The sequence below is a fragment of the Aurantiacibacter suaedae genome (assembly GCF_005434915.1).
GTDB lineage: Bacteria > Pseudomonadota > Alphaproteobacteria > Sphingomonadales > Sphingomonadaceae > Alteraurantiacibacter > Alteraurantiacibacter suaedae.
In genome coordinates this window covers 688,192-712,196 of record NZ_SKCG01000002.1, presented here as the reverse complement: position 1 = coordinate 712,196, position 24,005 = coordinate 688,192, and the positions used below count along the sequence as shown (strand labels likewise).

The window sequence follows — 24,005 nt, the reverse complement described above, 5'->3', positions numbered from 1 at the left end:
CGCCTTACTGGTACAGCGATCCGGCGTTGACGACCGGGTTCACCTCACGCTCACCGCAGAGCACCACCATCAGGTTCGAAACCATGGCCGCGCGGCGCTCGTCATCGAGTTCGACGATCTCGTCGGCCGAGAGTTTGTCGAGCGCCATTTGCACCATGGTCACCGCACCCATCACCAGCTTGGCGCGGGCGGCGATCACTGCCTCGGCCTGCTGGCGGCGCAGCATGGCCCCTGCAATTTCGCTGGCGTAGGCCAAGTGCGTAAGCCCCGCCTCGTCGACCACGATTCCTGCCGCCGACAGCCGCTCGTTGAGCTCGGTCTGCAACTCGGCGTTGATAACATCGGCGCTGCCGCGCAGCGTAGTCTGGTCCTCGTCGCTCATATCGTCATAAGGGTGGCGTGCGCCGACGGTGCGCAGCGCCGCCTCGATCTGGATTTCGACGAACTCGTCGTAGTCGTCCACGTCGAACACCGCCTGCGCCGTGTCGCGCACGCGCCAGACGACGTTGCAGGCGATGTCGATCGGATTGCCGCGCAGATCGTTGATCTTGATCCGCTCCGAATGGATGTTGTGCGCGCGCACGCTGACCTTCTTGCGCATCATCCACGGCAGCACCCAGCGCAGGCCCTCCTTGCGGTCAGTCCCGCGATAGTCACCGAACAGCGTGATTACCGCGCCCTGGTTGGGCTGCACCATGTAAAAACCAAGCCCGATGAACACCATGGCCAGGACCGGCACCAGGATGCAGGCAACGAACAACCCCGCACTGCCAAGACCAAACCCGCGCGTCAGCACGTTCACCCCTACGAACACGATCAAGGCAAGCAGCGCCAGCAGCAAGGTATAGCCGCTGCTCGTCGCTGCAGGCACTTCACGGCTGCGCGTCATGGCCGTCACAGGCTCCGACATCGTTCGATCCTCCGATTAATTGTGATATCATATTTATATCACTTTGCGGAGGAGCGCAATCGGGTGACGGCGATGTCAGTTTTCGGCCACAACCTTGAGGAAAGCCGCGCCATAGGCCTCAAGCTTCTTCGCCCCGACGCCGCCGATCTCGCCCATCGCAGAGCGGCTCGACGGGCGGCGTGCGGCCATTTCGCGCAGCACCGAATCGTGGAAGATCACATAGGGCGGCACTCCCGCCTCGGCGGCAAGATCGCGGCGCAACGTGCGCAAGGCATCGAACAGCGGATCGCCGACCGGGTTCGCGGCCTCGTTGCGGGCGCGGCGCTGGCGGCGTTCCGAGCGCGCAGGCGGCTTGGTGATCGACAGCGCCATCTCGCCCGTGAGCAGCGCGCGAGCCTCGCCGCCCAGTTGCAGCCCGCCGTGCTCATTGGGCACGAGGCACCCACGCGCTTGCAAGGCACGGCTGACCGGCTGCAACAAGGCCGCTTCCTCGCCCTCCACGACGCCATAAACGGACAACCGATCATGCCCGCGCTCCATGATGCGCGCGTCGGAAGCCCCGGTCAGCACCTTCTGCAAGTGCCCGAAGCCGAAGCTCTGCCCGGTGCGATAACAGGCCGAGAGCAGTTTTTGCGCCAGCTCCGTCACCTCCAGAACCTGCGGCGGGTTCAGGCAATTGTCGCAATTGCCGCAGGCCTCGGGCGGGTCTTCGCCGAAGTGACGCAGCAGGATCGCACGGCGGCAGGTTGGCGCCTCGACCAACGCGGCCAGCGCATCGAGCCGCTGCCGCTCGCCCGGCTGGCGGCCTTCGTCGAGCTCCCCGATACGCATCCGCGCGGTGGCGAAGTCGCCCGCGCTCCACAGCATCACCGCCTGCGCCGGATCGCCGTCACGCCCGGCGCGGCCCGTTTCCTGGTAATAGGCTTCGATCGACTTGGGCACGCCTGCATGGGCAACGAACCGCACATCCGGCTTGTCGATGCCCATCCCGAAGGCGATCGTAGCAACCATCACCATATCCTCGCTAGCGACGAACCTGGCCTGATTCTCGGCACGCTGCTCGGCGGGGAGGCCGGCGTGGTAAGGCAGCACGGGTCGCCCGGTGGCGCGGGCAAGACTGGCGGCGAGATCCTCCACCTTCTTGCGCGTCCCGGCATAGACGATGCCCGGCCCCGGCTGCTCGTCCACCAGACGCTCGAGCTGGCGCGAAAGGTTGTCGCGCGGGCGGATCGCATAGCGGATATTGGGCCGGTCGAAACCGGAGATGACGAGGCCGTCGTCGGGAATCCCGAGCTGGCCGAGAATGTCCCCGCGCGTGCGCCCGTCGGCCGTGGCGGTTAGCGCCAGCCGGGGGACATCGCCAAAGGCGTCCATCAGCGGGCGCAGCTGGCGATAGTCGGGCCGGAAATCGTGGCCCCATTCGCTGACGCAATGCGCCTCGTCGACCGCGAACAACGCCAGCGGGGCGGCGCAGAGAAAGTCGCGGAACTGCGGCTGGCTCGCCCGCTCTGGCGCGACATAGAGCAGGTCGAGCTCGCCTGCGCGAAACGCGTCCTGCGTCTCGCGCCAGTCGGCATCGGCGCTGGTGAGCGTGGCGGCGCGAATGCCGTTCGCCCGCGCGCTGCGCAGTTGATCGTGCATCAGCGCGATCAGCGGCGAGATCACCACGCAGGTGCCCTCCAGCATCACGGCGGGAAGCTGGTAGGTGAGCGACTTGCCCGCCCCGGTCGGCATCACCGCGAGCGTCGACTGGCCGGAAAGCACGCGGCCCACCACCTCTTCCTGCACCATGCGGAACGATTCGAAACCGAACACTTCGCGCAAGGTGGCGCGGGCACGCTCAACGTTTGCCGGGCTTTGAAGCATGGCGCCTCACCTGCCAGATGCGGGCGCGCACGCCTAGAGGCGCAATTCCCGTTTTGCCCCGGCCCTGTGAACGGCTACAGACGCTGGCATTCGCTTAGCAACCCATAGGAGGAAACCTCATGAAACGGATCGCTCTGATCGCTCCGGCTGCGCTGCTCGCCCTTTCGGCCTGTGGCGAATCCACCGACGCTTCGGAAGAGGCGATGGCAGACACGGTAGAAGTGCCCGCCGACGACGCGATGGCCGGCGCGCCGGACCCGGTGGTCGACAGCTCGCTCAACGCGGCTGACACCGCTTCGGTCGAAGATGCGGTCGATGCGGCCACGCAGGAAGCCGAAGACGCGGCCGATGACGCCCAGGCCGCAGCCGACGACGCGCTGAGCGCCGCCGATGCAGCAGCCGCCGCCAGCGCCGAACTCGAAGGCGCCGAATAATGATGGGAGCAGCGCATCTGCGGCTGGCGCTAGCCGCCACAGGTGCGCTGCTAGCCTGGGGCTGCGATGCGCCCGACCCGATGAGCGGCCCGGCGCCGGCCAGCAGCAACGAAGCTGCCGCGCTGGAAGATGCCGCCGAAATTCTCGATCAGCGCGATCCGCCCGGCGAAAGCCCGTCGGCGGAGTCAGCGCCAGCTCAGAACAGCACCAACAGCGCCAAGCCCATCGCCACGCGATAGACCACGAAGACCATCATCGAGGCCTTCTTCAGGAAGTTCATCAGGAAGGCCATCGTCACAAAGGCGGCGATGAAGGTGAGCACGCCCGCGATCAGCGCCTCGTGCAACAACTCTGCCCCGGCATTGAACAGCTCGGGCACGATCAGCACGCCAGCCCCGGCCACCGCCGGGATCGACAGCAGGAACGAGAACCGCGCCGCCTCGAACCGGCCATAGCCGAGCGTGCGCGCCATGGTCATGGTCACGCCCGAGCGGCTGGTGCCGGGAATGATCGCAAAGGCCTGCGCAATGCCCACAAGCAGCCCGTCACGCCAGGTCATGTCCTCGAAGGTCTTGGTCTCGCGGCCGAACCGGTCAGCCAGCCCGAGCAGAATGCCATAGACGATCAGGTTCACCGCGATCAGATGGGTGAAGCGGATCGAGGCCATCAGGTCGCCATCGACGATGGTGATCCCGAACAGGCTGGAAGCGATCCCGTTGAACACACCAAGCTTGATCGCCAGGCCGAACAGCACCGCAGGGATTGTGCCGAGCAGGATCCACCAGAACAGCTGCCGCTCATGCGGGGCTTTGCCGATGCCCACGGTGGCAAAGCCGCCACGCGCCAGCATCACCACGTCCCTGAAGAAATAGACGATGATGGCGAGCAGCGAGCCGACATGAACGGCCACGTCGATCTGCGGGCCCTGATCGGGGAAATCTGTGAGAAAGGGGATCAGGATCAGATGGCCTGACGAAGAAATCGGCAGGAATTCCGTCGTCCCCTGAACAACGGCGATCAGCAGCAGCTGGATGAAGGTCATGAACGGCAGGGCCTCAAATTCGCCCGGTGGCTGGCACCGCGCATAATTGAGCGCGGTGCCTCCACCAGCACATGCGCGAAGTCAAGCATTCGCGCATGCAGCAAGCCAGCCTGTTACCAGATCGAGACGCGATCCTCGGGCGCGAGGTACAGCGCATCGTCTGGCTGTACATTAAATGCCTTGTACCAGGCATCCATCTGCCGCACCGCGTTGTTGAGGCGGAACTGCTCGGGCGGGTGCGGGTCGGCCACCATCATGTTGCGCAGCCGCGCCTCGCGGGTCTTGCCGCGCCACACCTGCGCAAAGCCGAGGAAGAAGCGCTGGTCGCCAGTTAGCCCGTCGATCACCGGGGCCTCCTCGCCATCGAGCGAAATCTGGTAGGCGCGATAGGCGATTTGCAGGCCGACCACGTCGCCGATAGTCTCGCCCATGGCAAGGTCGCCGCGCAGGCACAAGCTGCCGTCATCGAGCGGGCAATACTGCTCGATCAGCTTGCGCAGCATGGCGGTCCGCTCCTCGAAGGCGGTGCGGTCGGCATCCTGCCACCAGTTGCGCAGCGCGCCGGTGGCATCGAAGCGCGAGCCCTGATCGTCGAACCCGTGGCCGATCTCATGGCCGATCACCGCGCCGATGGCGCCATAGTTCACCGCCGGATCGGCCTCGAGGCCGAAGAACGGCTGCTGCAGGATCGCCGCCGGGAACACGATCTGGTTGAAGTTCGGCGAATAGTAGGCGTTCACCGTTTGCGGCAGCATGCCCCATTCGCTCTTGTCGACCGGCCCGCCCAGTTTCGAGAGGTCGTCCTGCTGATCCCAGGCGATGGTACGAATGCGGTTACCGAGCGGATCGTCGGCCTCGATTTCCAGCCCATCGTACGTCTCGAATTCATCGGGATAGCCAACCATCGGGGTGAAGCCAGCAAGCTTGGTCAGCGCCTCTTCTGTGGTCTCGGGCGTCATCCAGTGGTTTTCGGAGATGCTCTCGCGGTAGGCGGCGATGAGATTGGTCACCAGTTGCTCCATCCCGGCCTTGGCTTCGGGCGGGAATTCGCGCTGGACATAGAGCGCGCCGAGCTGTTCGCCCAGCTGCCCTTCGACCGCGGCGATGGCGCGTTTCCAGCGCGGGCGCTGCTCCTGCTGGCCCGAAAGCGTGGTGCCATAGAAGTCGAAATTGGCATCGTCGATTGCCTGCGGCAGCACCGGGGCATTCGACGACAGGAAGCGCACCGCCATATAGGCCTTGAGCGTGGCCAGCGGGGTCTCGCGCAGCAGCTTCATCATCGCGGGCAGACCGCCGCCCATCATCGCCTGCTGGTCGCTCGACAGGTCGAGCGCGGCGATCTCTTCCGGGGTGGGCGGGAGCTGCGAGGCATCGAACAGGTTCTGGTCGTCGAACTGGCCCGCCGCCAGCAACGAGGCCATGGGGAATTCAGGATCGAGCGCGAGCAGCGCTTCACGGTCGAGCGGGTTGTAAGTCAGCTCGGGGATGCGCAGCATACGGCGGTCCCACTCCAGCTCGGCCACCTTGTGCTCGAAGGCATAGACTGCCTCTGCCGCAGTGGCCGGATCCTCATAGCCCGCCTGGCCGAGCATGAAGCGCAGGAAGTCCTTGTACTTGGCGCGGATCGCCAGGTTCTCTTCCGAATCGACGAGGTAGTAGTCGCGATCGGGCAGGCCCATGCCGTTGAAGTCGACCGACACGAGGTAACGGTCGGGGTTCTCGCTATCGACATCCACGCCCGCGCTGACCAGCGCCGGGATGCCCGGCTCCTCGAACAGCGCGACCAGCGCCGAAAGATCCGGCGCGTCGGCGATCTTCGCGAGGTATGGCTGCGCCGGAGCCAGCCCGGCAGCATCGATCGCGGCGGTGTCGGCATAGGCGTTGTAGGCATCGACGATGCGCCGTTCAGGCGTGCCCGGCGCAGGCTCGGCGGCGACGAGATCGCGCATCAGCGTCTGTACGTCGTAGGTCGATTTCTCGGCCAGCATGGCAAACAGACCATAGCGGCTCTGATCGGAAGGGATCTCGGTCTCGCGCACCCATTTGCCGTTGGCGTAGTCGAAGAAGTTGTCGCCGGGCTTGGCCGCCGTGTCGATCTCGCTCGTGTCGACGCCCCAAGTGCCAAAATCCATCTCGGGCGGCGCTTCGGGCGCATCCTGCGCGAGAGCGGGCATGGCAAGGGCCAGACCAAGGGCGGAAACGGAAGATGCAAGCAGGCGACGGATCATGGGCGGCTCCGGTTGGAAAGCTGTGCGGCGAATATGGTGCCGCGCGCGGCGAATGCCACGTTTCGTTTCGAATGATACGAGCGCGGATTAACCCAGCCTTGCCCCTACCTCAAGAGTGTAGCCTCAAGCGGGAGCTTTGTCGTCGAACTGGAGCGAGGCGAGCCGCGCGTAAAGCCCGCCCGAGGCGGTGAGGCTGGCATGGTCGCCCTGTTCGACGATTGCGCCATCGTCCATCACCACGATCCGGTCGGCCGCGCGCACGGTGGCGAGGCGGTGGGCGATCACGAGCGTGGTGCGATCCTGCATCAGCCGTTCAAGCGCCTGCTGCACCAGCAGCTCGCTTTCGGCATCGAGCGCGGAGGTCGCCTCGTCGAGCAGCAGGATCGGCGCATCGCGCAGCACCGCCCGGGCAATGGCCACGCGCTGGCGCTGGCCGCCCGAAAGCCGCGCGCCGCCGTCGCCGAGGAAGGTGTCGAGCCCCTCGGGCAGGTCGCGCAGGAAGTCTTCGGCATTGGCGGTGCGCGCCGCGTCCCAGATCGCCTCTTCGCTCGCGTCCCAGTTGCCGTAGCGCAGGTTGTCACGCGCGCTGGCGGCGAACAGGATGCCTTCCTGCGGCACCAGCGCCATGCGGCGGCGCACCTCGGCAGGGTCGGCCTGGGTGAGCGGCACGCCGTCCATCTTCACGCTGCCCGTCTGCGGATCGTAGAACCGCTCGGCCAGCTGGAAGATCGTCGACTTGCCCGCGCCCGAAGGGCCGACGATGGCCACGGTCTCGCCCGGCTCAACGGTCAGCGTGAAATCGCGGATCGCGGTGTCGGTTGGGCGCGTGGGGTAAGAGAAGGTGACGTTCTGGAACGCAAGGCTGCCCCGCGGCGGCTGGGGCATGGCCTGCGGGCGGGCGGGGGCCTCGATCGCGGGCTGTTCTTCGAGCAGTTCCTTGAGGCGGCTGGCCGCGCCCGCACCGCGCAGCAGGTCGCCGTAGACTTCGGTAAGCGAGCCAAAAGCGCCCGCCACCAGCACGCCGGTCAGCACGAAAGCGGCGATGGTGCCGCCCGAGAGCACGCCCTCGGCCACCTGCACCGCGCCGCGCCACATCAGCAACACGATCGAGCCGAACACGAAGCCGATGCCGCACAGGGTCATCAGCGAACGCGTCATGATCCGGCGCTTGGCGGTGGCGAAGGTCTCCTCCACAAAGCTGCCAAAGCGCGCCAGCTCGCGGCTCTCCTGATTGAAGCCCTGCACGATCTTCATCGCGCTTAGCACTTCCGAGGTTGTCGCGGCCACATCGGCCACGCGGTCCTGGCTCGTGCGGCTGATCTTGCGCAACCGCCTGCCGAACACCACCAGCGGCACGATCACCGCCGGCACCACCAGCAGCAACATTACCGTGAGACTGGGCGCGAGCCAGACGAGGTAGATCAGCCCGCCCACCGCCATGATCAGATTGCGCAGGGCGACCGAGATGGTGGTGCCCACCACCGATTCGATTTGCGCCGTATCCGCCGTCATCCGGCTGGAAATTTCCTTGGGGCTGTTCTCCTCGAAGAAGCCGGGCGACAGACGCAGCAGGTTCTGTTGCACCGCCAGCCGGATATCGGCGACCACCCGCTCGCCCAGGATCGACACAAAGTAGAACCGGCAGGCGGTGCCGATGGCAAGGATCACCACCATACCGAGCAGATAGCGGAACCACCGGTTGATCTCTGCCGGATCGCTGCCCTCGGCAAAGCCGCGATCGATGATCTCGCGAAACCCTGCCGGTATCGCCAGCGTGGCCGAAGCCGTAACCACCAGCGCCACGCCAGCCGCCACGATCAGCCCCGGATAGGCGCGCGCGGCGCGGAAGATCATGCCGAGCGGGCCGAGATCGCGCGCCGGTTTGGGCTCTGCGGATTGCGGTTCGGAAGCGGTAGACGTGGCCATAGGCGTGCGCCCTAGACCACATTTTACGACCTTTGAAGCACGCCGGTTGATAACAGCCAGGTTTCAATCACGAACTATTTTTTGCCGCACTGCACAATCTTCACTATATGCAGCTAACGAACAATTGCGCCGGACCGTGTTCCGGCTGCCCGCCGTTTGCGCAGGAAGGGTCAAGTAACGTGCTTTATTCCGCTTACGAAATGCAGAAAGCCTGGTTTTCCAGCGCCAGCCACTGGGCCGAGGTCGGCGCCAACATCCTGTCAAATCCGGCGCTGCCAATGGGCTATCTGGGCATGGGGCCGGCCATTGCCAGCGCGCTCAAGGTCTTCGCCCATGTGTATGAGGAGCGCGGCAAGCCCGCCTTCGGGATCGACAGCGCCGAGGTCGATGGCAAGAGCTACCCCGTCGCGCAGACCACCGTGCTCGAAAAGCCGTTCGGCAATCTCATCCGCTTCCGCCGCGAGGGCCTGCCCGAAGATGCGCCAACGATGCTGGTGGTGGCGCCAATGAGCGGGCACTTCGCCACTCTGCTGCGCGGAACGGTGGCGCGGCTGGTCGAGAATCAGGAGGTCTATGTCACCGACTGGGCCGATGCCAAGACCGTTCCAATGAGCGAAGGCCTGTTCGATCTTGACGACTATATCGACTACCTGATCGAGTTTCTGCGCTTCATCGGGCCTAACACCCACGTGCTGGCGGTGTGCCAGCCCTCTGTCCCGGCGTTCGCGGCCACGGCCGTTATGGGCGCGGACAACGACAAGTGCCGTCCGGCCAGCCTCACCATGATGGGCGGCCCGATCGACACCCGCGCCAGCCCGACCGGGGTCAACGACCTCGCGATGGACAAGCCGCTGAGCTGGTTTCAGAACAACGTGATCGCCACCGTTCCGTTCAGCTATCCGGGTGCGGGGCGGCGGGTCTATCCCGGCTTCCTGCAGGTGGCGGGCTTCATCTCGATGAACCTCATGAGCCACATGATGAGCCACTACGAGATGTTCAAACACCTCACTGTGGGCGACCAGGAAAGCGCCGACAAGACCAAGGAGTTCTACGACGAATATCTGTCGCACTGCGACATGACCGCCGAGTTCTACCTCCAGACCATCAAGCACGTGTTCCAGGAGCACACACTGCCCAAGGGCGAATTCGTCCACCGCGGCAAGGCGATCGACCCCGATGCCATTCGCGACACCGCGATGCTGGCGATCGAGGGCGAGAAGGACGATATCTCGGGCATCGGCCAGACCCGCGCCGCGCTCGACCTCGCCCCGCACCTGCCGCTTGCGATGAAGAAGTATCACCTCGCGCGCGATGTGGGGCACTATGGCATCTTCAACGGCAGCAAATGGCGAGCGCGCATTGCGCCTGTGCTTGAGGAATGGATGCGCGCCAATCCGGGCGTGAACTGAGCATCGAGCCCGACGGGCTGCCTTGTCCGTCGGTTCAAGCCTGCGCCAGCGGCTCCGCGCGCGGGGTGAAGCGCGCCTTGCGCCCCGTTCCTTCCTGTCGCTTGAGGTAGGTGCCGAAGGCGATCTCCATACCCACGATCAGGAAGCCAAACGGCTGGAAGGCGATGCCTACGAACAGCGCGCCGATCATGAACACCACGTGCGCCTGTTGCAGGGCTTCGGCCAGCCCGCCCTGCCAGCCCAGCTTTTCGCCGTTTTTCGGGCGGAACCGGCGGCGCACCAGCTCCATCTGCAGCAGGCCGATCGCGTGCAGCAGCAGCCACAGCCCGAGGCCCAGCCAGCCCTGCTCGCCCAGCATCTCGAAATAAGATGAGTGGTAGGCGCGGCCCTCATCGGTCACCTCGATATAGGTGACCGAGCGCGAGTTGCCCGAACCGATCACCTGCGGCATCTGATAGGTAAAGCTGTTGGCGCGATAAGCGTCGAACCCGCCGCCGAGCGGATGGTCCTTCACGTAGTCGAGCGTCCAGCTCCACACGGCGATACGCGTCGAGGCCGATTCGTCCTCCTGATGGTCAAAAATGGTGCCCATGCGCTCGGTGAAGGACTGCGGCAGGAACGGCACCGCCATCACCAGCACCGCGCCCGCCAGCCCGGCATAGACGAACCGATTGCGCACCGTGCGCAGCATCATCACGGCCAGCACCGCCGCGCAAACCAGCCCGGTGCGGGCATTGGTACCGACTGGCATCAGCAGACAGGCAAACGACAGCGCAGCCACGAACATGGTCACTGTCCAGTGCGGGCGGAACACGGTGCCGAACCGCGCCAGCCACACCGCGATGGGGATGATCGCGATGGCCGCAATCGAGATGATCGAGCTCTCGTAAATGCCCGAATTCTCGATCACCAGAAGTTTGAGCGTGCCATAGCCTCCGCCGCCGAACACCGTCTTCATCCCGCCCGAGATGCAGATCGCCCCGATGCACAGCACCATGAACAGCGCCACGGCCTCGATCCTCAACCGCGTGCGCATGGTGAGCGGCAGGAAGGCCGCAAACAGCAGGCTCTTCCACACCCAGTCCCACTTCTCCCAGGCGCTGTCCTGAAACTCGGCGCGGAAGGTGGTGAAGGCGCATAGGCCGAGAAGGGCCAGAATCAGCCCTTGGCGGAAGGTAAAGCGGCTGCCCTTCTTGCTATCGAGCACGAGCCAGCCGCCGAACGCGAGCACGAACATCATCAGCGAGAGTGGCAAGGCCTGAATGATGCCCCAGCCGACCTTTTGCGGGATCACCAGATCGACATAGATATAGAGCAGAATCCAGATGAACGGGCGCTTCAGCCCCATCGCCGCGATCAGCCCGATGAAAGCGAGCAGGACGAGATCAACCACGGCCGCCCCCACGCTCGTCTCCGGCATCCTCGTCGCGCGCTGCCAGCCACGGCTTCGGCCTGGCTTCTTCCTCGCTGGCGAGGCTGTCGTCGTCGAGATCGGGCCGCGCCAGCAGGCGCCAGACGGCCAGCACCATCAGGCCGTGCGTCAGGGCTATAGCGAAGTAGTCGATCACGAGCGGGCTGGCCTTTCGCACAGCGCCATAGCGCGAAGCCCTTGACGCGGCGTTAAGCTTGCCGTGGCATGGCAGACACCATGATCCACGCTTCGCTCACCCGGCCTGCGGCCCGCATCCTGCATGTGCTCGATCACTCGCTGCCGATCCATTCGGGCTACACCTTCCGCACCCGCGCGATCCTGAAGGCGCAGGAACGCCACGGGCTTGAGGTACGCGGGATCACCGGCCTGCGCCATACCGAGGACGGGCCCGATGTCGAAACCGAGGATGGGCTGACCTTCCACCGCACCCGCGGCACGGCAGGCGGCCCGGCGGGCCTTCGCGAATGGCGCGAGGTCGGCCTGCTTACCGATGCCATCGTCGCGCTGGCCAAGGACTGGCGACCCGACGTGCTTCACGCCCACTCGCCATCGCTATGCGGGCAGGCCGCGATCCGCGCCGGGCAGCGGCTCGGCATTCCGGTGGTCTACGAGATCCGTGCCTTCTGGGAGGATGCGGCGGTGGGCAACCTGATGACAACCGAGGGCTCGCTACGTTATCGCCTTACCCGCGCTTTCGAGAATCGCGTGGTCGCCCGCGCCGACGCGGTGATGACCATTTGCCATGGTCTGCGCGACGACCTGATCGCGCGCGGCCATGCTGGCGGCAAAATTGGCGTGATGCCCAACGGGGTCGACCTCGCCCTGTTCGGCACGCCCCCGCCACGCGACAAGGCTCTGGCGGCCCAGCTCGGCCTTGGCGAGGGGCCGGTAATCGGCTTCATCGGCAGCTTCTACGACTACGAGGGCCTCGACGATCTTATCGCCGCCATGCCCATGCTGCTTGACCGCGTGCCCGATGCCAAGCTGCTGCTGGTCGGCGGCGGCAACATGGAGGAGGCTTTGCGCCAACAGGCTGAAACCTCGCGTGCGGCCAGGGCGATCCGCTTCATCGGCCGCGTGCCGCACAGCGAGGTCGAACGCTACTATGCGCTGTGCGATGTCATGGTCTATCCCCGCAAGCGCAGCCGGTTGACTGATCTCGTCACGCCTCTGAAGCCACTCGAAGCGATGGCCCAGCGCACGCTGGTGGCAGCAAGCGACATCGGCGGCCACCGCGAACTGATCGAGGATGGCACCACCGGCGTGCTGTTCGCGCCCGACGAGCCGCAGGCTTGCGCCGATGCCCTCGCCCGCCTGCTGAACGAGCGCAACCGGTGGGAAACGATCCGCGATGCAGGCCGCGAGCATGTCGCGCGCAAGCACGACTGGTTTACCAATGCAGGCCGTTATCTTTCCGTTTACCAAGCCTTGCTAGGCAAACCCTTGGATTGCCGTATACCTGCTGCTGCCTGATTCTGTCGGGTCGCAGTTCACGTCGGCGCAAGTAAGGACGCAAGGCTGGTGGCAAAGGTCGAGCAGGGTCGCACAGGCGGCACGCGCAACAAGCGGACAGGTGCCCGGGCGCCCGTTTCCGCTCATCCCGCCTTCGCCGCGATCGTGGCGCTGTGGTTCGCCGCACTGCTGGGCATCGGCAGCCTTATTGTCCCCATCACCGTGATCGAGAAACTGGTGGTCGCCAGCGGCCTGCCCGCCATCGTTTCCGCAGCCCAGCCACCGCTCGGCTTCACCGCACGGGCCGGAATCGCCCTCGCCGCCACAGTTGCGGGGGCCGTGATCGGCCTGATCGTTGCCCGGCAGGTCACCCGGTCGAACCGGACCGCCATCGCCAACCGGTCGACCAATCCCTCCGATCTGATTCGCCGCCCGCCGGTCAATGCCCATGCCGAGCTTGGCAGCGAAGGCTTCGATGGCGACCGAAGCGCGCGCCGCCGCGCCATGACGCTGGCCGTGATCGCGGAAGATGAGGAAGAGCGGGCTAATGATTACCGCGCGGCTGCCTATGCGCCGTCGCAGCCAGTGGACCTCGATCTGCCCGAAGACCTGGAACTCGGCGACGCGTCGGCGCTGGCAGAGGCCGCGCCTGCCTGGCACGCCGATAACACCATGTTCGCAGGTGAGGCGAAGGACCCTTTCGTCAACAGCGAAGAGCCCGCGCCGGCGCCTTTCGCCAACCCTGCTCCTTTTGCGCGACCCGTCGAGGCCGCTGCCAGCGAGCCGCAGCCCGAATCAAACGCGCCGCGTGCGCAAGACAAGCCGCAGGCGTTCTCGCCACCCGCAGCGGACCGGCCTGCCGCAGCGCCTGCCCCCGCCGGTGTTCGCGAAGACCTTGCCGAACTCGGCCTGGTGCAGCTGGTGCAGAAGCTCGAAGCGACCATCGAAAAACATCGCGCCTGGCTGATCGAGAAGAACCAACGCGCCGCAGAAGTGGCTGCGATGAACACGGATGAGGTTCCCGAGCCTGCAAGGCTCGATACCGAAGAAGCCTTCGGCACCATCGCTCCCAACGAAGCGGCCCAGGCGCGCGAGGCCTATTTCGACGCCCCCTCTCCAGCGAAGGCCCCCTCTTATTCCGACGAAGACGAGAGCGAGGACGATCAGGAACAGCCGCAAGGCACGCACGCTCAGCCCGAGGCTGGCGATGCCAAGCCGGCCCCCATCGCCTCACTCGCGGGTTTTACCCCCGAGCACGACAATGAGGACGAAGACGATCAGGCCGCTGCCGCGCTCTCGGCGAGCTTTACCCTGCCCTTCTCTGCCAAGGCGGCAAACCGCGCCCCTCTGCGGCAGGTGTTTGAGACTGATCCGGCCCCGGTGGCAGACACATCGCCGGACAGCACCCTAACGCCAGCCGAACCGGCGACGGGCAACGCCGACGATGGTGAGGAGAGCTATGCCAGCCTGACCCGTGGCTTCGCGCAAAGGCCCCTGCGTGCGGTTCGCATCGAAGAGCCTGAAAGCGACGACGGCGAGGAAGCCGCCGTGGTCTTTCCGGGCCAGGCGGCCCGCGCGGCAGAGCGCTCATTCGATCCGCCCAAGGCAGTATCATCCTCGCCAGCGCAGCCGCAGGATAGCCAGGCCCCTGCCTCCAGCGAAGAGACCGACCAGGCGCTGCGCGAAGTTCTGCGCAACCTGCAACGCATGGGCCGGGCCAGCTAGTCTCGCCCACCCTGACGGACGCCACCGAGCGTTCCGCCCACTTGCAAAATTCGCTTCCTGTCGCCATGGGAACCCTTCGCGACATTTTCGTGCGGCCCGGTGCCCCTGAGATTCGCGTTTCGTTGCCGATGTAACCGGCGGCGGGGCGCGGGACCTAGGGTCGGGTCCAGACAGGAAGACTGACTTGACCAAGCTGACGCAGCGTCCCGATTTTCCCGAGAACCAGGGCCTTTATGATTCACGCAACGAGCATGACAACTGCGGTCTGGGCTTCGTAGCCCATATCAAGGGCGTCAAATCGCATGCGATTGTGTCGCAGGCCTTGCAGATTCTCGAGAACATCGACCACCGCGGCGCGGTGGGTGCGGACCCGCTGCTGGGTGACGGCGCAGGCATCCTGATTCAGATTCCCGACAAGCTCTATCGCAAGTGGGCCGATTCCGAAGGCCTGACCCTGCCGCCTGCGGGCGACTATGCGGTGGCCATGTGCTTCCTGCCTTCGGACACCGAGGCGCGCGATTTCATCACGGGACAGTTCGAAAAGTTCGTGGCCAAGGAAGGCCAGCACCTTATCGGCTGGCGCGACGTGCCGACCACCACCACGGGCCTTGGCAGGGCCGTGCTCGATTCGATGCCGGTGATCCGCCAGTGCTTCATCGCGCGCGGCGAAAACTGCCCCGATCAGGATGCGTTCGAGCGCAAGCTGATCGTGATCCGCAAGCAGACCCAGAACCCATTGAAGGATCTGGCCGAGAAGCACGACATGCCGGGCCTGCTCAAGCTCTACATGCCGAGCTTTTCGAGCCGCACCGTGGTCTACAAGGGCCTGCTGCTCGCGAACCAGGTCGAATCGTTCTACGACGACCTGCGCGATCCCGATTGCCTTTCGGCGCTCGGCCTCGTTCACCAGCGGTTCTCGACCAACACTTTCCCCAGCTGGCGTCTGGCCCAGCCGTTCCGCCTGATGGCGCACAATGGCGAGATCAACACCGTGCGCGGCAACGTAAACTGGATGAACGCGCGCCGCCGCACGATGGAATCGGACCTGCTGGGCGCCGACCTCGACAAGCTGTGGCCGATCGTGCCGCATGGCCAGTCGGACACCGCCTGCCTCGATAACGCGCTCGAGCTGCTGTTGCTGGGCGGCTATTCGCTCGCCCACGCGATGATGATGCTGGTGCCTGAAGCCTGGTCGCGCGATCCGAACATGGACCCCGAGCGCCGCGCTTTCTACGAATACCACGCCGCGCTGATGGAACCGTGGGACGGCCCCGCCGCGCTCGCCTTCACCGATGGCCGCCAGATCGCCGGTATGCTCGATCGCAACGGCCTGCGTCCGGCGCGCTATTGCCTGACCAAGGACGATATCGTCTGCCTCGCTTCGGAGAGCGGCGTGCTGCCGTTTGCCGAGGAGGACATCGTGCGCAAGTGGCGCCTGCAACCGGGCCGTATGCTGCTGATCGACCTCGAAGAAGGCCGCATCGTCGAGGATGAAGAGCTCAAGGCGCAGCTGGCCGGGGAAGAACCCTATGCCGAGTGGCTGCACAAGGCGCAGTACAAGCTGAAGGATCTCGAAGCGATCGAGACCGACGTCGATGCCGTGCGCGCAGCCGACGAAACGCTGCTCAACCGGCAGCAGGCCTTTGGCTACACGCAGGAAGACATCAGCCGCTTCCTCGAACCGATGGCCGTCAACGGTGATGACCCGATCGGCTCGATGGGTACCGACACCCCGATTGCCGTGCTCTCGAAGAAGAGCCGCCTGCTTTACGACTACTTCAAGCAGAACTTCGCGCAGGTGACGAACCCGCCGATCGACCCGATCCGCGAAGAGCTGGTGATGAGCCTGCTCTCGATGATCGGCCCGCGCCCGAACCTGCTCGGCCACGAGGCGGGCACGCACAAGCGTCTGGAAATCGATCAGCCGATCCTGACCAACGCCGACATGGAGAAGATCCGCTCGGTCGAATCGAGCCTCGATGGCGCGTTCCGCACCGAAACGATCGACATCACCTGGCCCGCCAAGAAGGGCGCCAAGGGCCTGCGCATGGCGATCAAGGAAATGTGCTGGGCCGCCACCGAAGCGGTGCTGCAGGACAGGAACATTCTGATCCTGTCGGACCGGGCGGCCAGCTCCGACCGCATTCCCATGCCCGCGCTGCTGGCAACGGCGGCTGTCCATCACCACCTCGTGCGGCAAGGTTTGCGGATGCAGACCGGCCTCGTGGTCGAAACCGGCGAGGCGCGCGAAGTGCATCACTTCTGCGTGCTGGCAGGCTATGGCGCGGAAGCGATCAACCCCTACCTCGCCTTTGAGACGATGGAGAACCTGCGCGCCGATAAGTTCCCGCACCTGTCCGAAAAGGACGTGCAGAAGAACTACGTCAAGGCCATCGGCAAGGGCATTCAGAAGGTCATGTCCAAGATGGGCATCTCGACCTACCAGTCCTATTGCGGGGCGCAGATTTTCGATGCAGTCGGCCTGAACACCGCCTTCATCGACAAGTACTTCACCGGCACCGCCACCACCATTGAGGGCATCGGCCTCGCGCAGGTGGCGGAAGAGACCGTGCTGCGCCACGCGGCGGCCTTCGGTGACAACCCGATCTATCGCAACATGCTCGATGTGGGCGGCATCTACCAGTATCGCCTGCGCGGCGAGGATCACGCCTGGACGCCCGCCAACGTTGCCAACCTGCAACACGCGGTGCGCGGCAACCAGCCGTCCGAATACAAGCGCTTCGCCGACTCGATCAATGAGCAGTCCGAACGCCTGCTGACGATCCGCGGGCTGATGGAGCTGAAGAAGGCAGAGCAGCCGCTCGACATCTCCGAAGTCGAACCGGCCGAGGATATCGTCAAGCGGTTCGCCACCGGCGCGATGAGCTACGGCTCGATCAGCTGGGAAGCGCACACCACGCTGGCTGCGGCGATGAACAAGATCGGCGGCAAGTCCAACACCGGCGAAGGCGGCGAAGATCCGCGCCGCTTCAAGCCGATGGAAGACGGCACCAACCTGCGCTCGGCGATCAAGCAGGTCGCTTCGGGCCGCTTCGGGGTGACCACCGAATATCTGGTCAATGCCGACGACATCCAGATCAAGATGGCGCAAGGCGCAAAGCCCGGCGAAGGCGGCCAGTTGCCGGGCCACAAGGTGGATAAGACCATCGGCGCGACCCGGCACTCGACCCCGGGCGTGGGCCTGATCTCACCTCCGCCGCACCACGACATCTATTCGATCGAGGATCTGGCTCAGCTGATCCACGATCTGAAGAACACCAACCCGCTGGCGCGCATCTCGGTAAAGCTCGTCTCAGAAGTGGGCGTGGGCACCGTGGCTGCGGGCGTTTCGAAGGCGCGCGCGGACCACATCACCATCTCGGGCTACGAGGGCGGCACCGGCGCTTCGCCGCTGACCAGCCTCACCCATGCGGGCAGCCCGTGGGAAATTGGTCTTGCCGAAACGCAGCAGACCTTGCTGCTCAACGATCTGCGCTCGCGCGTTGCGGTGCAGGTCGATGGCGGCCTGCGCACCGGGCGCGATGTCGCCATCGGCGCGCTGCTGGGGGCCGACGAGTTCGGCTTTGCCACGGCTCCGCTGATCGCGGCGGGCTGCATCATGATGCGCAAGTGCCACCTCAACACCTGCCCGGTGGGCGTGGCCACGCAGAACCCCGAGCTGCGCAAGCGCTTCGTCGGCCAGCCCGAGCACGTCATCAACTACTTCTTCTTCGTCGCCGAAGAGCTGCGCCAGATCATGGCCGAGATGGGCTTCCGCACGCTCGACGAGATGATCGGCCGGGTCGACCGGCTCGATATGAACCGCGCCATCCGCCACTGGAAGGCAAGCGGCGTGGACCTTTCCAAGCTGCTGCACACGGTGGAACTGCCCGAAGGCAAGAGCCTGTTCCACACCGAAGGGCAGGATCATGGCATCGAAAGGGCGCTCGACGTGAAGCTGATCGAGGCAGCGCGTCCGGCAATCGACGAGGGCAAGGTGCTCTCGCTCGAATCGAAGATCTGCAACGTCAACCGCACCGTTGGCGCGATGCTTTCAGGCGAGATTGCCCGTGCGCACGGCCACAAGGGCCTCGACGCCGAGCAGCTGCGCATCACCTTCACCGGCACCGCCGGACAGAGCTTCGCCGCTTGGCTTGCGCACGGCGTCACGCTTGATCTGGTAGGCGACAGCAACGACTATGTCGGCAAGGGCCTCTCCGGCGGGCGCGTGATCGTGCGCCAGCCGGAAGGCACTGGCCGCGTGGCTGCGGAAAACATCATCGTCGGCAACACCGTTCTGTTCGGCGCAGTCGCGGGCGAGGCCTATTTCAACGGTGTCGGCGGCGAACGCTTCGCGGTGCGCAACTCGGGCGCCGTGGCGGTGGTCGAGGGCACCGGCGATCATGGCTGCGAATATATGACCGGCGGCGTGGTCTGCGTGCTCGGAAAGACCGGGCGCAACTTTGCCGCCGGCATGAGCGGCGGCATCGCCTACGTCTACGACGAGGACGGCACCTTCGCCGAGCGTTGCAACATGGCGCAGGTCGAGCTTGAGCCGATCAGCGCCGCGCCGAGCGAGGAGGACGGCACCGGGCGCCCCGCCCAGCGGCCGACCAGCGTTACCGACTACGGCATGGGCGATCCGCTCTACCACGATGCCGAGCGGCTGCGCATTCTGCTCGAACGCCACAAGCTCCACACCGGCTCGACGCGTGCGACCGAGCTGCTTGAGGATTGGGACAATGCGCTTGGCAAGTTCAAGAAGGTGATGCCGGTGGACTACCGCCGCGCCCTCAAGCAACTGGAAGCCGAGCGCGCCGAAGCCGCCAGCGTCGCGGCCGAATAAGGGTATTACGAAGATGGGTAAGGAAACCGGCTTTCTCGAAGTCGACCGTCAGGATCGCACCTATGCCGATCCCAAGGAACGGCTGACGCACTACCGCGAATTCGTCATCCCGCATGACGAGGACAAGCTTCAGTTGCAGGCCTCGCGCTGCATGAACTGCGGCATTCCCTACTGTCACAACGGCTGCCCGGTGAACAACATCATCCCGGACTGGAACCACCTTGTGTACGAGGGCGACTGGCAGAACGCGCTCGAGATCCTGCACTCGACCAACAACTTCCCCGAGTTCACCGGCCGCGTGTGCCCCGCCCCGTGCGAGGCGAGCTGCACGCTCAACATCACCGACCAGCCGGTCACGATCAAGTCGATCGAATGCGCGATCATCGATCGCGGGTGGAAGGAAGGCTGGGTCCAGCCGCAGCCGCCGAAGGAGAAGACCGGCAAGAGCGTCGCCGTGGTCGGCTCCGGCCCCGCCGGCATGGCCTGCGCGCAGCAGCTGGCGCGCGCCGGGCACTCGGTCACGCTGTTCGAGAAGTCCGACCGGATCGGCGGCCTGATGCGCTACGGCATCCCCGACTTCAAGATGGAGAAGTCGCTGATCAACCGCCGCGCGGTCCAGATGGAAGCCGAAGGGGTGACCCTGCGTACCTCCACCGAGGTTGGCGTGGACGTGTCGATGAAGTCGCTGAAGGAAAACTTCGACGCCATCGTGCTCTCGGGTGGGGCGGAAGATGCGCGTCCGTTGCAGATCCCCGGCGCCGAGCTGCCCGGTGTGCGCCTCGCGATGGAGTTTCTCACCCAGCAGAACAAGCGCGTGGCAGGCGACAGCGAAGAGCGCGCCGCACCGCGCGGCTCGCTCACCGCCACGGGCAAGCACGTGATCGTGATCGGCGGCGGCGACACCGGTTCGGACTGTGTCGGCACCTCGAACCGGCAGGGCGCGGCTTCGGTCACCCAGATCGAGATCATGCCCAAGCCGCCAGAGATGGAGGATAAGCTCCTGACTTGGCCCGACTGGCCGATGAAGCTGCGCACCTCGACCAGCCACGAAGAAGGCGTCGACCGCGACTGGGCTGTGCTGACCAAGGAAGTGGTCGGCGAAGACGGCAAGGTCACGGGCCTGAAGTGCGTGCGCGCCGACTGGTCGAACGGCAAGCTCGAAGAGGTGCCCGATAGCGAGTTCGTGCTGAAGGCGGACCTGATCCTGCTGGCGATGGGCTTTGTCGGTCCGCGCAAGGCGGGCGTGGTCGAGCAGTCGGGCGTGAAGCTCACCGATCGCGGCAATGTCGATGCCGATACGGTGGCCTATCGCACCAGCGACGAGCAGATCTGGGCCTGCGGCGATATGCGGCGCGGTCAGAGCCTCGTCGTCTGGGCGATTCGCGAGGGCCGCCAGTGCGCCGCCAGCGTGGACGAAGCGCTGATGGGCGCGACCCAGCTGCCGCGTTAACGGATGCCCCATATGTTCCGGCGCGGAGAGAGTGCTCACCCGCCGGAACCGCTCTGTTTCCTCCACGTTTGAAATCGTGGCACCGCAAGGGTGCCGTGCTCTCGCGTGAAGGTATCGCCGTGCCAGCTTCGCCGCCCTCTGCATACTCGCGCCAGACTTACCGGCTAAAGTTTCACAACCTCGGCAAGGACATTGCGCGTGACATGGAGTTCGAGGCCTCCGGTATATTTGCCGCGCTGCAGTTTGCCGCTCGCGAAACGGCGGGACGAACCGCCGAACTGTGGCTTGATGGCAAGTTGCTCTGTCTGGTGAAGTCTCTCGGCGGAGAGGCGTGGCAATTGAGCCCCTTCGCGGGTCCGACCGGCAATTGAGGCACCTGTCCTACACGGCCCCGACCTGCCACTGTCGGTAAGTGTCAATCGGCTGGTGGTTTTCTGAAGTGTTTTCGCCCGGTGTCAACTTCGTCAACCGGCAGGCAATCGCCAGTCCACCGCCCCGCGCCCGTTGGCTTCAAGAAATTCGTTCGCCCGGCTGAACGGCTTCGATCCGAAAAACCCGCGATAGGCGGAGAGCGGGCTCGGATGCGGGCTCTTGATCAGTAGGTGCGGCCCGCCCTCATGCAAAGCCGCGATCCGCGCAGCCTTGCCCTGTGCATGGCTGCCCCACAGAATAAAAACGCAAGGCTCGTCTCGCTCGGCCACGGCCGCAACGCAGGCGTCGGTGATCGCTTCCCAGCCTTTGCCCGCATGGCTGCCCGCCTTGCCATTCTCCACGGTCAGCGTGTTGTTGAGCAACAGCACCCCCTGCCGCGCCCAGCTTTCGAGGTTGCCCCCCGCAGCCGGAGCAATGCCCAGATCGTCTGCCAGTTCGGCATAGATGTTCTTCAGCGAGGGCGGCAGAGCCACCCCGTCCTGCACCGAAAAGCACAGGCCATGTGCCTGCCCCGGCCCATGGTAGGGGTCCTGCCCGAGGATCACCACTTTCACCTCGTCGAGCGGCGTCAGCTCAAGCGCGCGCAGGCGGGTGCCACGTGGCGGGTAAATCGCCTTGCCTGCCTCCTCCTCGGCGCGCAGCCAGCCGCCCAGCTTGCGCGACGCGGGCTGCGAAAGGACCGGATCGAGCACCTTGGCCCAGCTTGCGGGAACTGTATCGGACATACAACGCAACCTAGGCAAGCCGCCGCACCGCCGCCAGCGGCTCTTTCCCTCTATCCCCGATGCGCCTAAGGCCCGAGCCATGACCATTCATTTCCACGAGGAAGACCTGCCGGACGGCACCTTTGCCGATCTCGCACCCGACCACCCGCTCGCCGTCGACACCGAGACGATGGGCCTCGTAACCGCGCGTGACCGCCTCTGTGTGGTCCAGATCAGCGATGGCCGGGGCGACGAGCACCTCGTGCGCTTCAAGAACGGCAGCAGCTACGATGCGCCTAACCTTAAACGCGTGCTGGCCGATCAGAGCCGGGTGAAGATCTACCACTTCGCCCGCTTCGACCTTGCCGCCATTGAATATTATCTGGGCGTGGAAGCAGGCCCGGTGTTCTGCACCAAGATCGCCTCAAAGCTGACCCGCACTTACACCGACCGCCATGGCCTAAAGAACCTCGTCAACGAGCTGCTCGGCGAGGATATGTCGAAGCAGCAGCAGAGTTCGGACTGGGGCGCCGACACGATCACCGACGCCCAGCGCGAGTATGCGGCATCGGACGTGCGCTTCCTCCACCGCATGCGCGAGATCCTGATTACGCGGCTCGAACGCGAGGGCAGGCTTGAAATGGCGCAGGCGGCATACGACTTTCTCCCTACGCGCGCCCGGCTTGATCTGGCCGGCTGGGCGGAGAAGGACATCTTCAGCCACGAGTAAGGCATTCCAAGCGAACCGCCATGACCACCAGAGCCGACCGCAACCGCACCCGCCGCCAGGCCTTCGCTACGCCCGGCTCGCCGCTCGACAAAATCGTGCGTGTGCTGGCGCTCGGCCTGCCGGCGCTGGTCGGCATGATCGCGGCGATGATGCTGATCACCCCGCTTTCCCCCCGCGGCGAGGTGAGCTTCCTGCTCGACCGCAACAAGGTGGCGGTGGCTGAAGACCGGCTGCGCGTGAACGATGCGATGTACCGCGGCGAAGACGATCAGGGCCGTCCGTTCTCGCTGATGGCGGGCAGCGCGGTGCAGCAAAGCAATTCGCTGCCGCTGGTGCAGTTGCAGGACCTGACCGCGCGGATCGTGCTGCCCGAAGGCCCTGCCGTGCTAAGCGCGCCGGGTGCCCGCTACGATATCGATGACGAGGTCGTGGCGGTTCCCGGCATCGTCCGCTTCACCGCCGCCGACGGCTATGAAATGAGCGCACGCAATGTCGCGATTGACCTGTCCGACCGGGTGATGACCGGCTCCGGCCGGGTGAGCGGCGTTGTCCCGGCGGGCAACTTCAGCGCCGATCGTATCCGGGCAGATCTTGCCGCGCGCACGCTGTTACTCTCGGGCAATGCGCGGATGCGCATGATACCGGGCCAGCTGCGCCTTCCCAATGCCGTACGATGAGGAGTTGCCAATGGTGCAGGATGGCTTATCGAGCTCGGCCATGACCAAAATGCGTCCATCCTTGCGCAAGCTCGCGCTTCAAGGCCTTGCCGCCGGCGCGATTGCTGGCGCGGCCGGGGCCCTGGCCTTTTCCTCGATTGCGGGGGCTCAGTCGCTCGGCTCGTTCGATTCGAACCAGCCGGTGAACTTCGGTGCCGACCGGATCGAACTGCAGGACCGGCAGAACCGCGTGGTTCTGTCGGGCTCGGTCGACATTCGCCAGGGCGACCTGCGGCTGACCGCGCAGCGCACCACCATTGCTTATAGCGATACGAATCAGCTCACGATCCAGCGGCTCGATGCAAGCGGCAACGTGGTGGTGACGCGCGGCAACGAACGCGCCCGCGGCGATGCCGGGGTCTACGATTTCAACCGCAAGACGATCGTGCTGTCGGGCAATGTGTCCCTCAACCGCAGCGCCGACCGGCTCAACGGCGGACGGCTGACGATCGATCTCAACTCGGGCCTATCGAGTGTGGACGGTAGCGGCGCGGCGACCAGCGATCGGCCCGGCGGGCGAGTATCGGGAACGTTTTCGGTTCCGGACTGAGCGTGTCGAAGTTCTTTGTGTTGGGCAGCGCGAATCCGTGAACCTTTTCTGAAGCATCGCTATGCCGGCAATTCTTGAGAACGCCCATGAAACATGGTCGGCCAAAAAGCTCGAACAGTCTACGGTTTCTCAAAGACTTAAGTGGATGAGAAG

The 24,005-nt window shown here is 65.1% G+C and carries 19 protein-coding genes; 11 read left to right on the top strand and 8 right to left on the bottom strand.

The features are described 5' to 3' along the window. Window positions 1-4 precede the first annotated feature (4 nt). Window positions 5-910, bottom strand: a complete 906-nt coding sequence (locus E0473_RS09785) for an SPFH domain-containing protein (protein WP_137680662.1) — start codon at window positions 908-910, stop codon at window positions 5-7. A gap of 75 nt (window positions 911-985) precedes the next feature. Next, window positions 986-2,776 carry a DNA helicase RecQ gene (gene recQ / locus E0473_RS09780; RefSeq protein ID WP_137680661.1) on the bottom strand — a complete coding sequence of 597 codons (1,791 nt, stop codon included), beginning with the start codon at window positions 2,774-2,776 and terminating at the stop codon, window positions 986-988. Between the two features lie 119 nt (window positions 2,777-2,895). Between recQ and E0473_RS09775 the strand changes: the two genes are divergently transcribed. Both E0473_RS09775 and E0473_RS09770 read left to right on the top strand, forming a co-directional pair. Then, on the top strand, window positions 2,896-3,210 hold the full coding sequence (locus E0473_RS09775) for a hypothetical protein (protein ID WP_137680660.1): 315 nt from the start codon (window positions 2,896-2,898) through the stop codon (window positions 3,208-3,210). Then, window positions 3,210-3,449, top strand: a complete 240-nt coding sequence (locus E0473_RS09770) for a hypothetical protein (protein WP_137680659.1) — start codon at window positions 3,210-3,212, stop codon at window positions 3,447-3,449. Before E0473_RS09775 ends, E0473_RS09770 begins: the two co-directional genes overlap by 1 nt. Here the strand turns inward: E0473_RS09770 and E0473_RS09765 are convergent. From E0473_RS09765 to E0473_RS09755, 3 genes are all read right to left on the bottom strand, one after another. Next, window positions 3,407-4,252, bottom strand: a complete 846-nt coding sequence (locus E0473_RS09765; protein ID WP_137680658.1) for an undecaprenyl-diphosphate phosphatase — start codon at window positions 4,250-4,252, stop codon at window positions 3,407-3,409. The genes E0473_RS09770 and E0473_RS09765 overlap by 43 nt on opposite strands. Before the next feature lie 113 nt (window positions 4,253-4,365). Continuing rightward, window positions 4,366-6,480, bottom strand: coding sequence for a M13 family metallopeptidase (locus E0473_RS09760; protein WP_137680657.1), 2,115 nt, complete (start codon window positions 6,478-6,480; stop codon window positions 4,366-4,368). A gap of 123 nt (window positions 6,481-6,603) precedes the next feature. After that, complete coding sequence (locus tag E0473_RS09755) at window positions 6,604-8,406, bottom strand: ABC transporter transmembrane domain-containing protein (protein WP_137680656.1); 1,803 nt, start codon at window positions 8,404-8,406, stop codon at window positions 6,604-6,606. 179 nt (window positions 8,407-8,585) lie between these two features. Between E0473_RS09755 and E0473_RS09750 the strand changes: the two genes are divergently transcribed. Then, on the top strand, window positions 8,586-9,815 hold the full coding sequence (locus tag E0473_RS09750) for a polyhydroxyalkanoate depolymerase (RefSeq protein ID WP_137680655.1): 1,230 nt from the start codon (window positions 8,586-8,588) through the stop codon (window positions 9,813-9,815). A gap of 34 nt (window positions 9,816-9,849) precedes the next feature. On the opposite strand, the gene E0473_RS09745 is transcribed toward E0473_RS09750, so the two are convergent. Beyond that, complete coding sequence (locus tag E0473_RS09745; protein WP_241657434.1) at window positions 9,850-11,208, bottom strand: putative O-glycosylation ligase, exosortase A system-associated; 1,359 nt, start codon at window positions 11,206-11,208, stop codon at window positions 9,850-9,852. Beyond that, on the bottom strand, window positions 11,201-11,404 hold the full coding sequence (locus E0473_RS09740; RefSeq protein WP_241657433.1) for a hypothetical protein: 204 nt from the start codon (window positions 11,402-11,404) through the stop codon (window positions 11,201-11,203). Before E0473_RS09740 ends, E0473_RS09745 begins: the two co-directional genes overlap by 8 nt. A gap of 47 nt (window positions 11,405-11,451) precedes the next feature. Here E0473_RS09740 and E0473_RS09735 point away from each other — a divergent pair, with 47 nt between their 5' ends. The 5 genes from E0473_RS09735 to E0473_RS15400 all read left to right on the top strand — a co-directional run bounded on the left by E0473_RS09735 (window position 11,452) and on the right by E0473_RS15400 (window position 21,091). Continuing rightward, window positions 11,452-12,720: a TIGR04063 family PEP-CTERM/XrtA system glycosyltransferase gene (locus E0473_RS09735; protein WP_241657432.1), complete on the top strand. Its 1,269-nt coding sequence runs from the start codon at window positions 11,452-11,454 to the stop codon at window positions 12,718-12,720. A 48-nt stretch (window positions 12,721-12,768) separates the two neighbouring features. Continuing rightward, window positions 12,769-14,424 (top strand): hypothetical protein, encoded by a 1,656-nt coding sequence (locus E0473_RS09730; RefSeq protein WP_137680653.1) that lies wholly within the window; start codon window positions 12,769-12,771, stop codon window positions 14,422-14,424. 184 nt (window positions 14,425-14,608) lie between these two features. Then, entirely contained in the window at window positions 14,609-19,270 is a 4,662-nt protein-coding gene (gene gltB, locus E0473_RS09725; protein ID WP_241657431.1) for a glutamate synthase large subunit, read from the top strand. Between the two features lie 13 nt (window positions 19,271-19,283). Then, the gene (locus E0473_RS09720; RefSeq protein ID WP_137680652.1) at window positions 19,284-20,720 is read left to right on the top strand and encodes a glutamate synthase subunit beta; all 1,437 of its coding nucleotides are present in this window, start codon (window positions 19,284-19,286) and stop codon (window positions 20,718-20,720) included. A gap of 203 nt (window positions 20,721-20,923) precedes the next feature. Further along, window positions 20,924-21,091 carry a hypothetical protein gene (locus E0473_RS15400; protein WP_161981564.1) on the top strand — a complete coding sequence of 56 codons (168 nt, stop codon included), beginning with the start codon at window positions 20,924-20,926 and terminating at the stop codon, window positions 21,089-21,091. A gap of 93 nt (window positions 21,092-21,184) precedes the next feature. Here E0473_RS15400 and ung read toward each other — a convergent pair whose 3' ends face one another. Continuing rightward, window positions 21,185-21,877, bottom strand: coding sequence for a uracil-DNA glycosylase (gene ung, locus E0473_RS09715; protein ID WP_137680651.1), 693 nt, complete (start codon window positions 21,875-21,877; stop codon window positions 21,185-21,187). A gap of 79 nt (window positions 21,878-21,956) precedes the next feature. Here ung and E0473_RS09710 point away from each other — a divergent pair, with 79 nt between their 5' ends. The 3 genes from E0473_RS09710 to E0473_RS09700 are packed head-to-tail and all read left to right on the top strand — an operon-like array spanning window position 21,957 to window position 23,852. Continuing rightward, complete coding sequence (locus E0473_RS09710) at window positions 21,957-22,586, top strand: ribonuclease D (protein WP_137680650.1); 630 nt, start codon at window positions 21,957-21,959, stop codon at window positions 22,584-22,586. 20 nt (window positions 22,587-22,606) lie between these two features. Next, a complete protein-coding gene (locus tag E0473_RS09705) occupies window positions 22,607-23,263 on the top strand; it encodes an LPS export ABC transporter periplasmic protein LptC (RefSeq protein ID WP_137680649.1) in 657 nt (218 codons plus the stop codon). Window positions 23,264-23,303: 40 nt separating this feature from the next. After that, window positions 23,304-23,852, top strand: coding sequence for an LptA/OstA family protein (locus E0473_RS09700; protein WP_137680648.1), 549 nt, complete (start codon window positions 23,304-23,306; stop codon window positions 23,850-23,852). Window positions 23,853-24,005: the final 153 nt, after the last annotated feature.

Excerpts from the sequence above, each read along its gene's own strand:
- E0473_RS09735 (WP_241657432.1), top strand. The coding sequence starts at position 11,452 with ATGGCAGACACCATGATCCACGCTTCGCTCACCCGGCCTGCGGCCCGC.
- E0473_RS09765 (WP_137680658.1), bottom strand. The coding sequence starts at position 4,252 with ATGACCTTCATCCAGCTGCTGCTGATCGCCGTTGTTCAGGGGACGACG.
- E0473_RS09770 (WP_137680659.1), top strand. The coding sequence starts at position 3,210 with ATGATGGGAGCAGCGCATCTGCGGCTGGCGCTAGCCGCCACAGGTGCG.
- E0473_RS09720 (WP_137680652.1), top strand. The coding sequence starts at position 19,284 with ATGGGTAAGGAAACCGGCTTTCTCGAAGTCGACCGTCAGGATCGCACC.
- recQ (WP_137680661.1), bottom strand. The coding sequence starts at position 2,776 with ATGCTTCAAAGCCCGGCAAACGTTGAGCGTGCCCGCGCCACCTTGCGC.
- E0473_RS09775 (WP_137680660.1), top strand. The coding sequence starts at position 2,896 with ATGAAACGGATCGCTCTGATCGCTCCGGCTGCGCTGCTCGCCCTTTCG.
- E0473_RS09755 (WP_137680656.1), bottom strand. The coding sequence starts at position 8,406 with ATGGCCACGTCTACCGCTTCCGAACCGCAATCCGCAGAGCCCAAACCG.
- E0473_RS09705 (WP_137680649.1), top strand. The coding sequence starts at position 22,607 with ATGACCACCAGAGCCGACCGCAACCGCACCCGCCGCCAGGCCTTCGCT.
- E0473_RS15400 (WP_161981564.1), top strand. The coding sequence starts at position 20,924 with ATGGAGTTCGAGGCCTCCGGTATATTTGCCGCGCTGCAGTTTGCCGCT.
- E0473_RS09760 (WP_137680657.1), bottom strand. The coding sequence starts at position 6,480 with ATGATCCGTCGCCTGCTTGCATCTTCCGTTTCCGCCCTTGGTCTGGCC.
- ung (WP_137680651.1), bottom strand. The coding sequence starts at position 21,877 with ATGTCCGATACAGTTCCCGCAAGCTGGGCCAAGGTGCTCGATCCGGTC.
- E0473_RS09710 (WP_137680650.1), top strand. The coding sequence starts at position 21,957 with ATGACCATTCATTTCCACGAGGAAGACCTGCCGGACGGCACCTTTGCC.
- E0473_RS09785 (WP_137680662.1), bottom strand. The coding sequence starts at position 910 with ATGTCGGAGCCTGTGACGGCCATGACGCGCAGCCGTGAAGTGCCTGCA.
- E0473_RS09700 (WP_137680648.1), top strand. The coding sequence starts at position 23,304 with ATGACCAAAATGCGTCCATCCTTGCGCAAGCTCGCGCTTCAAGGCCTT.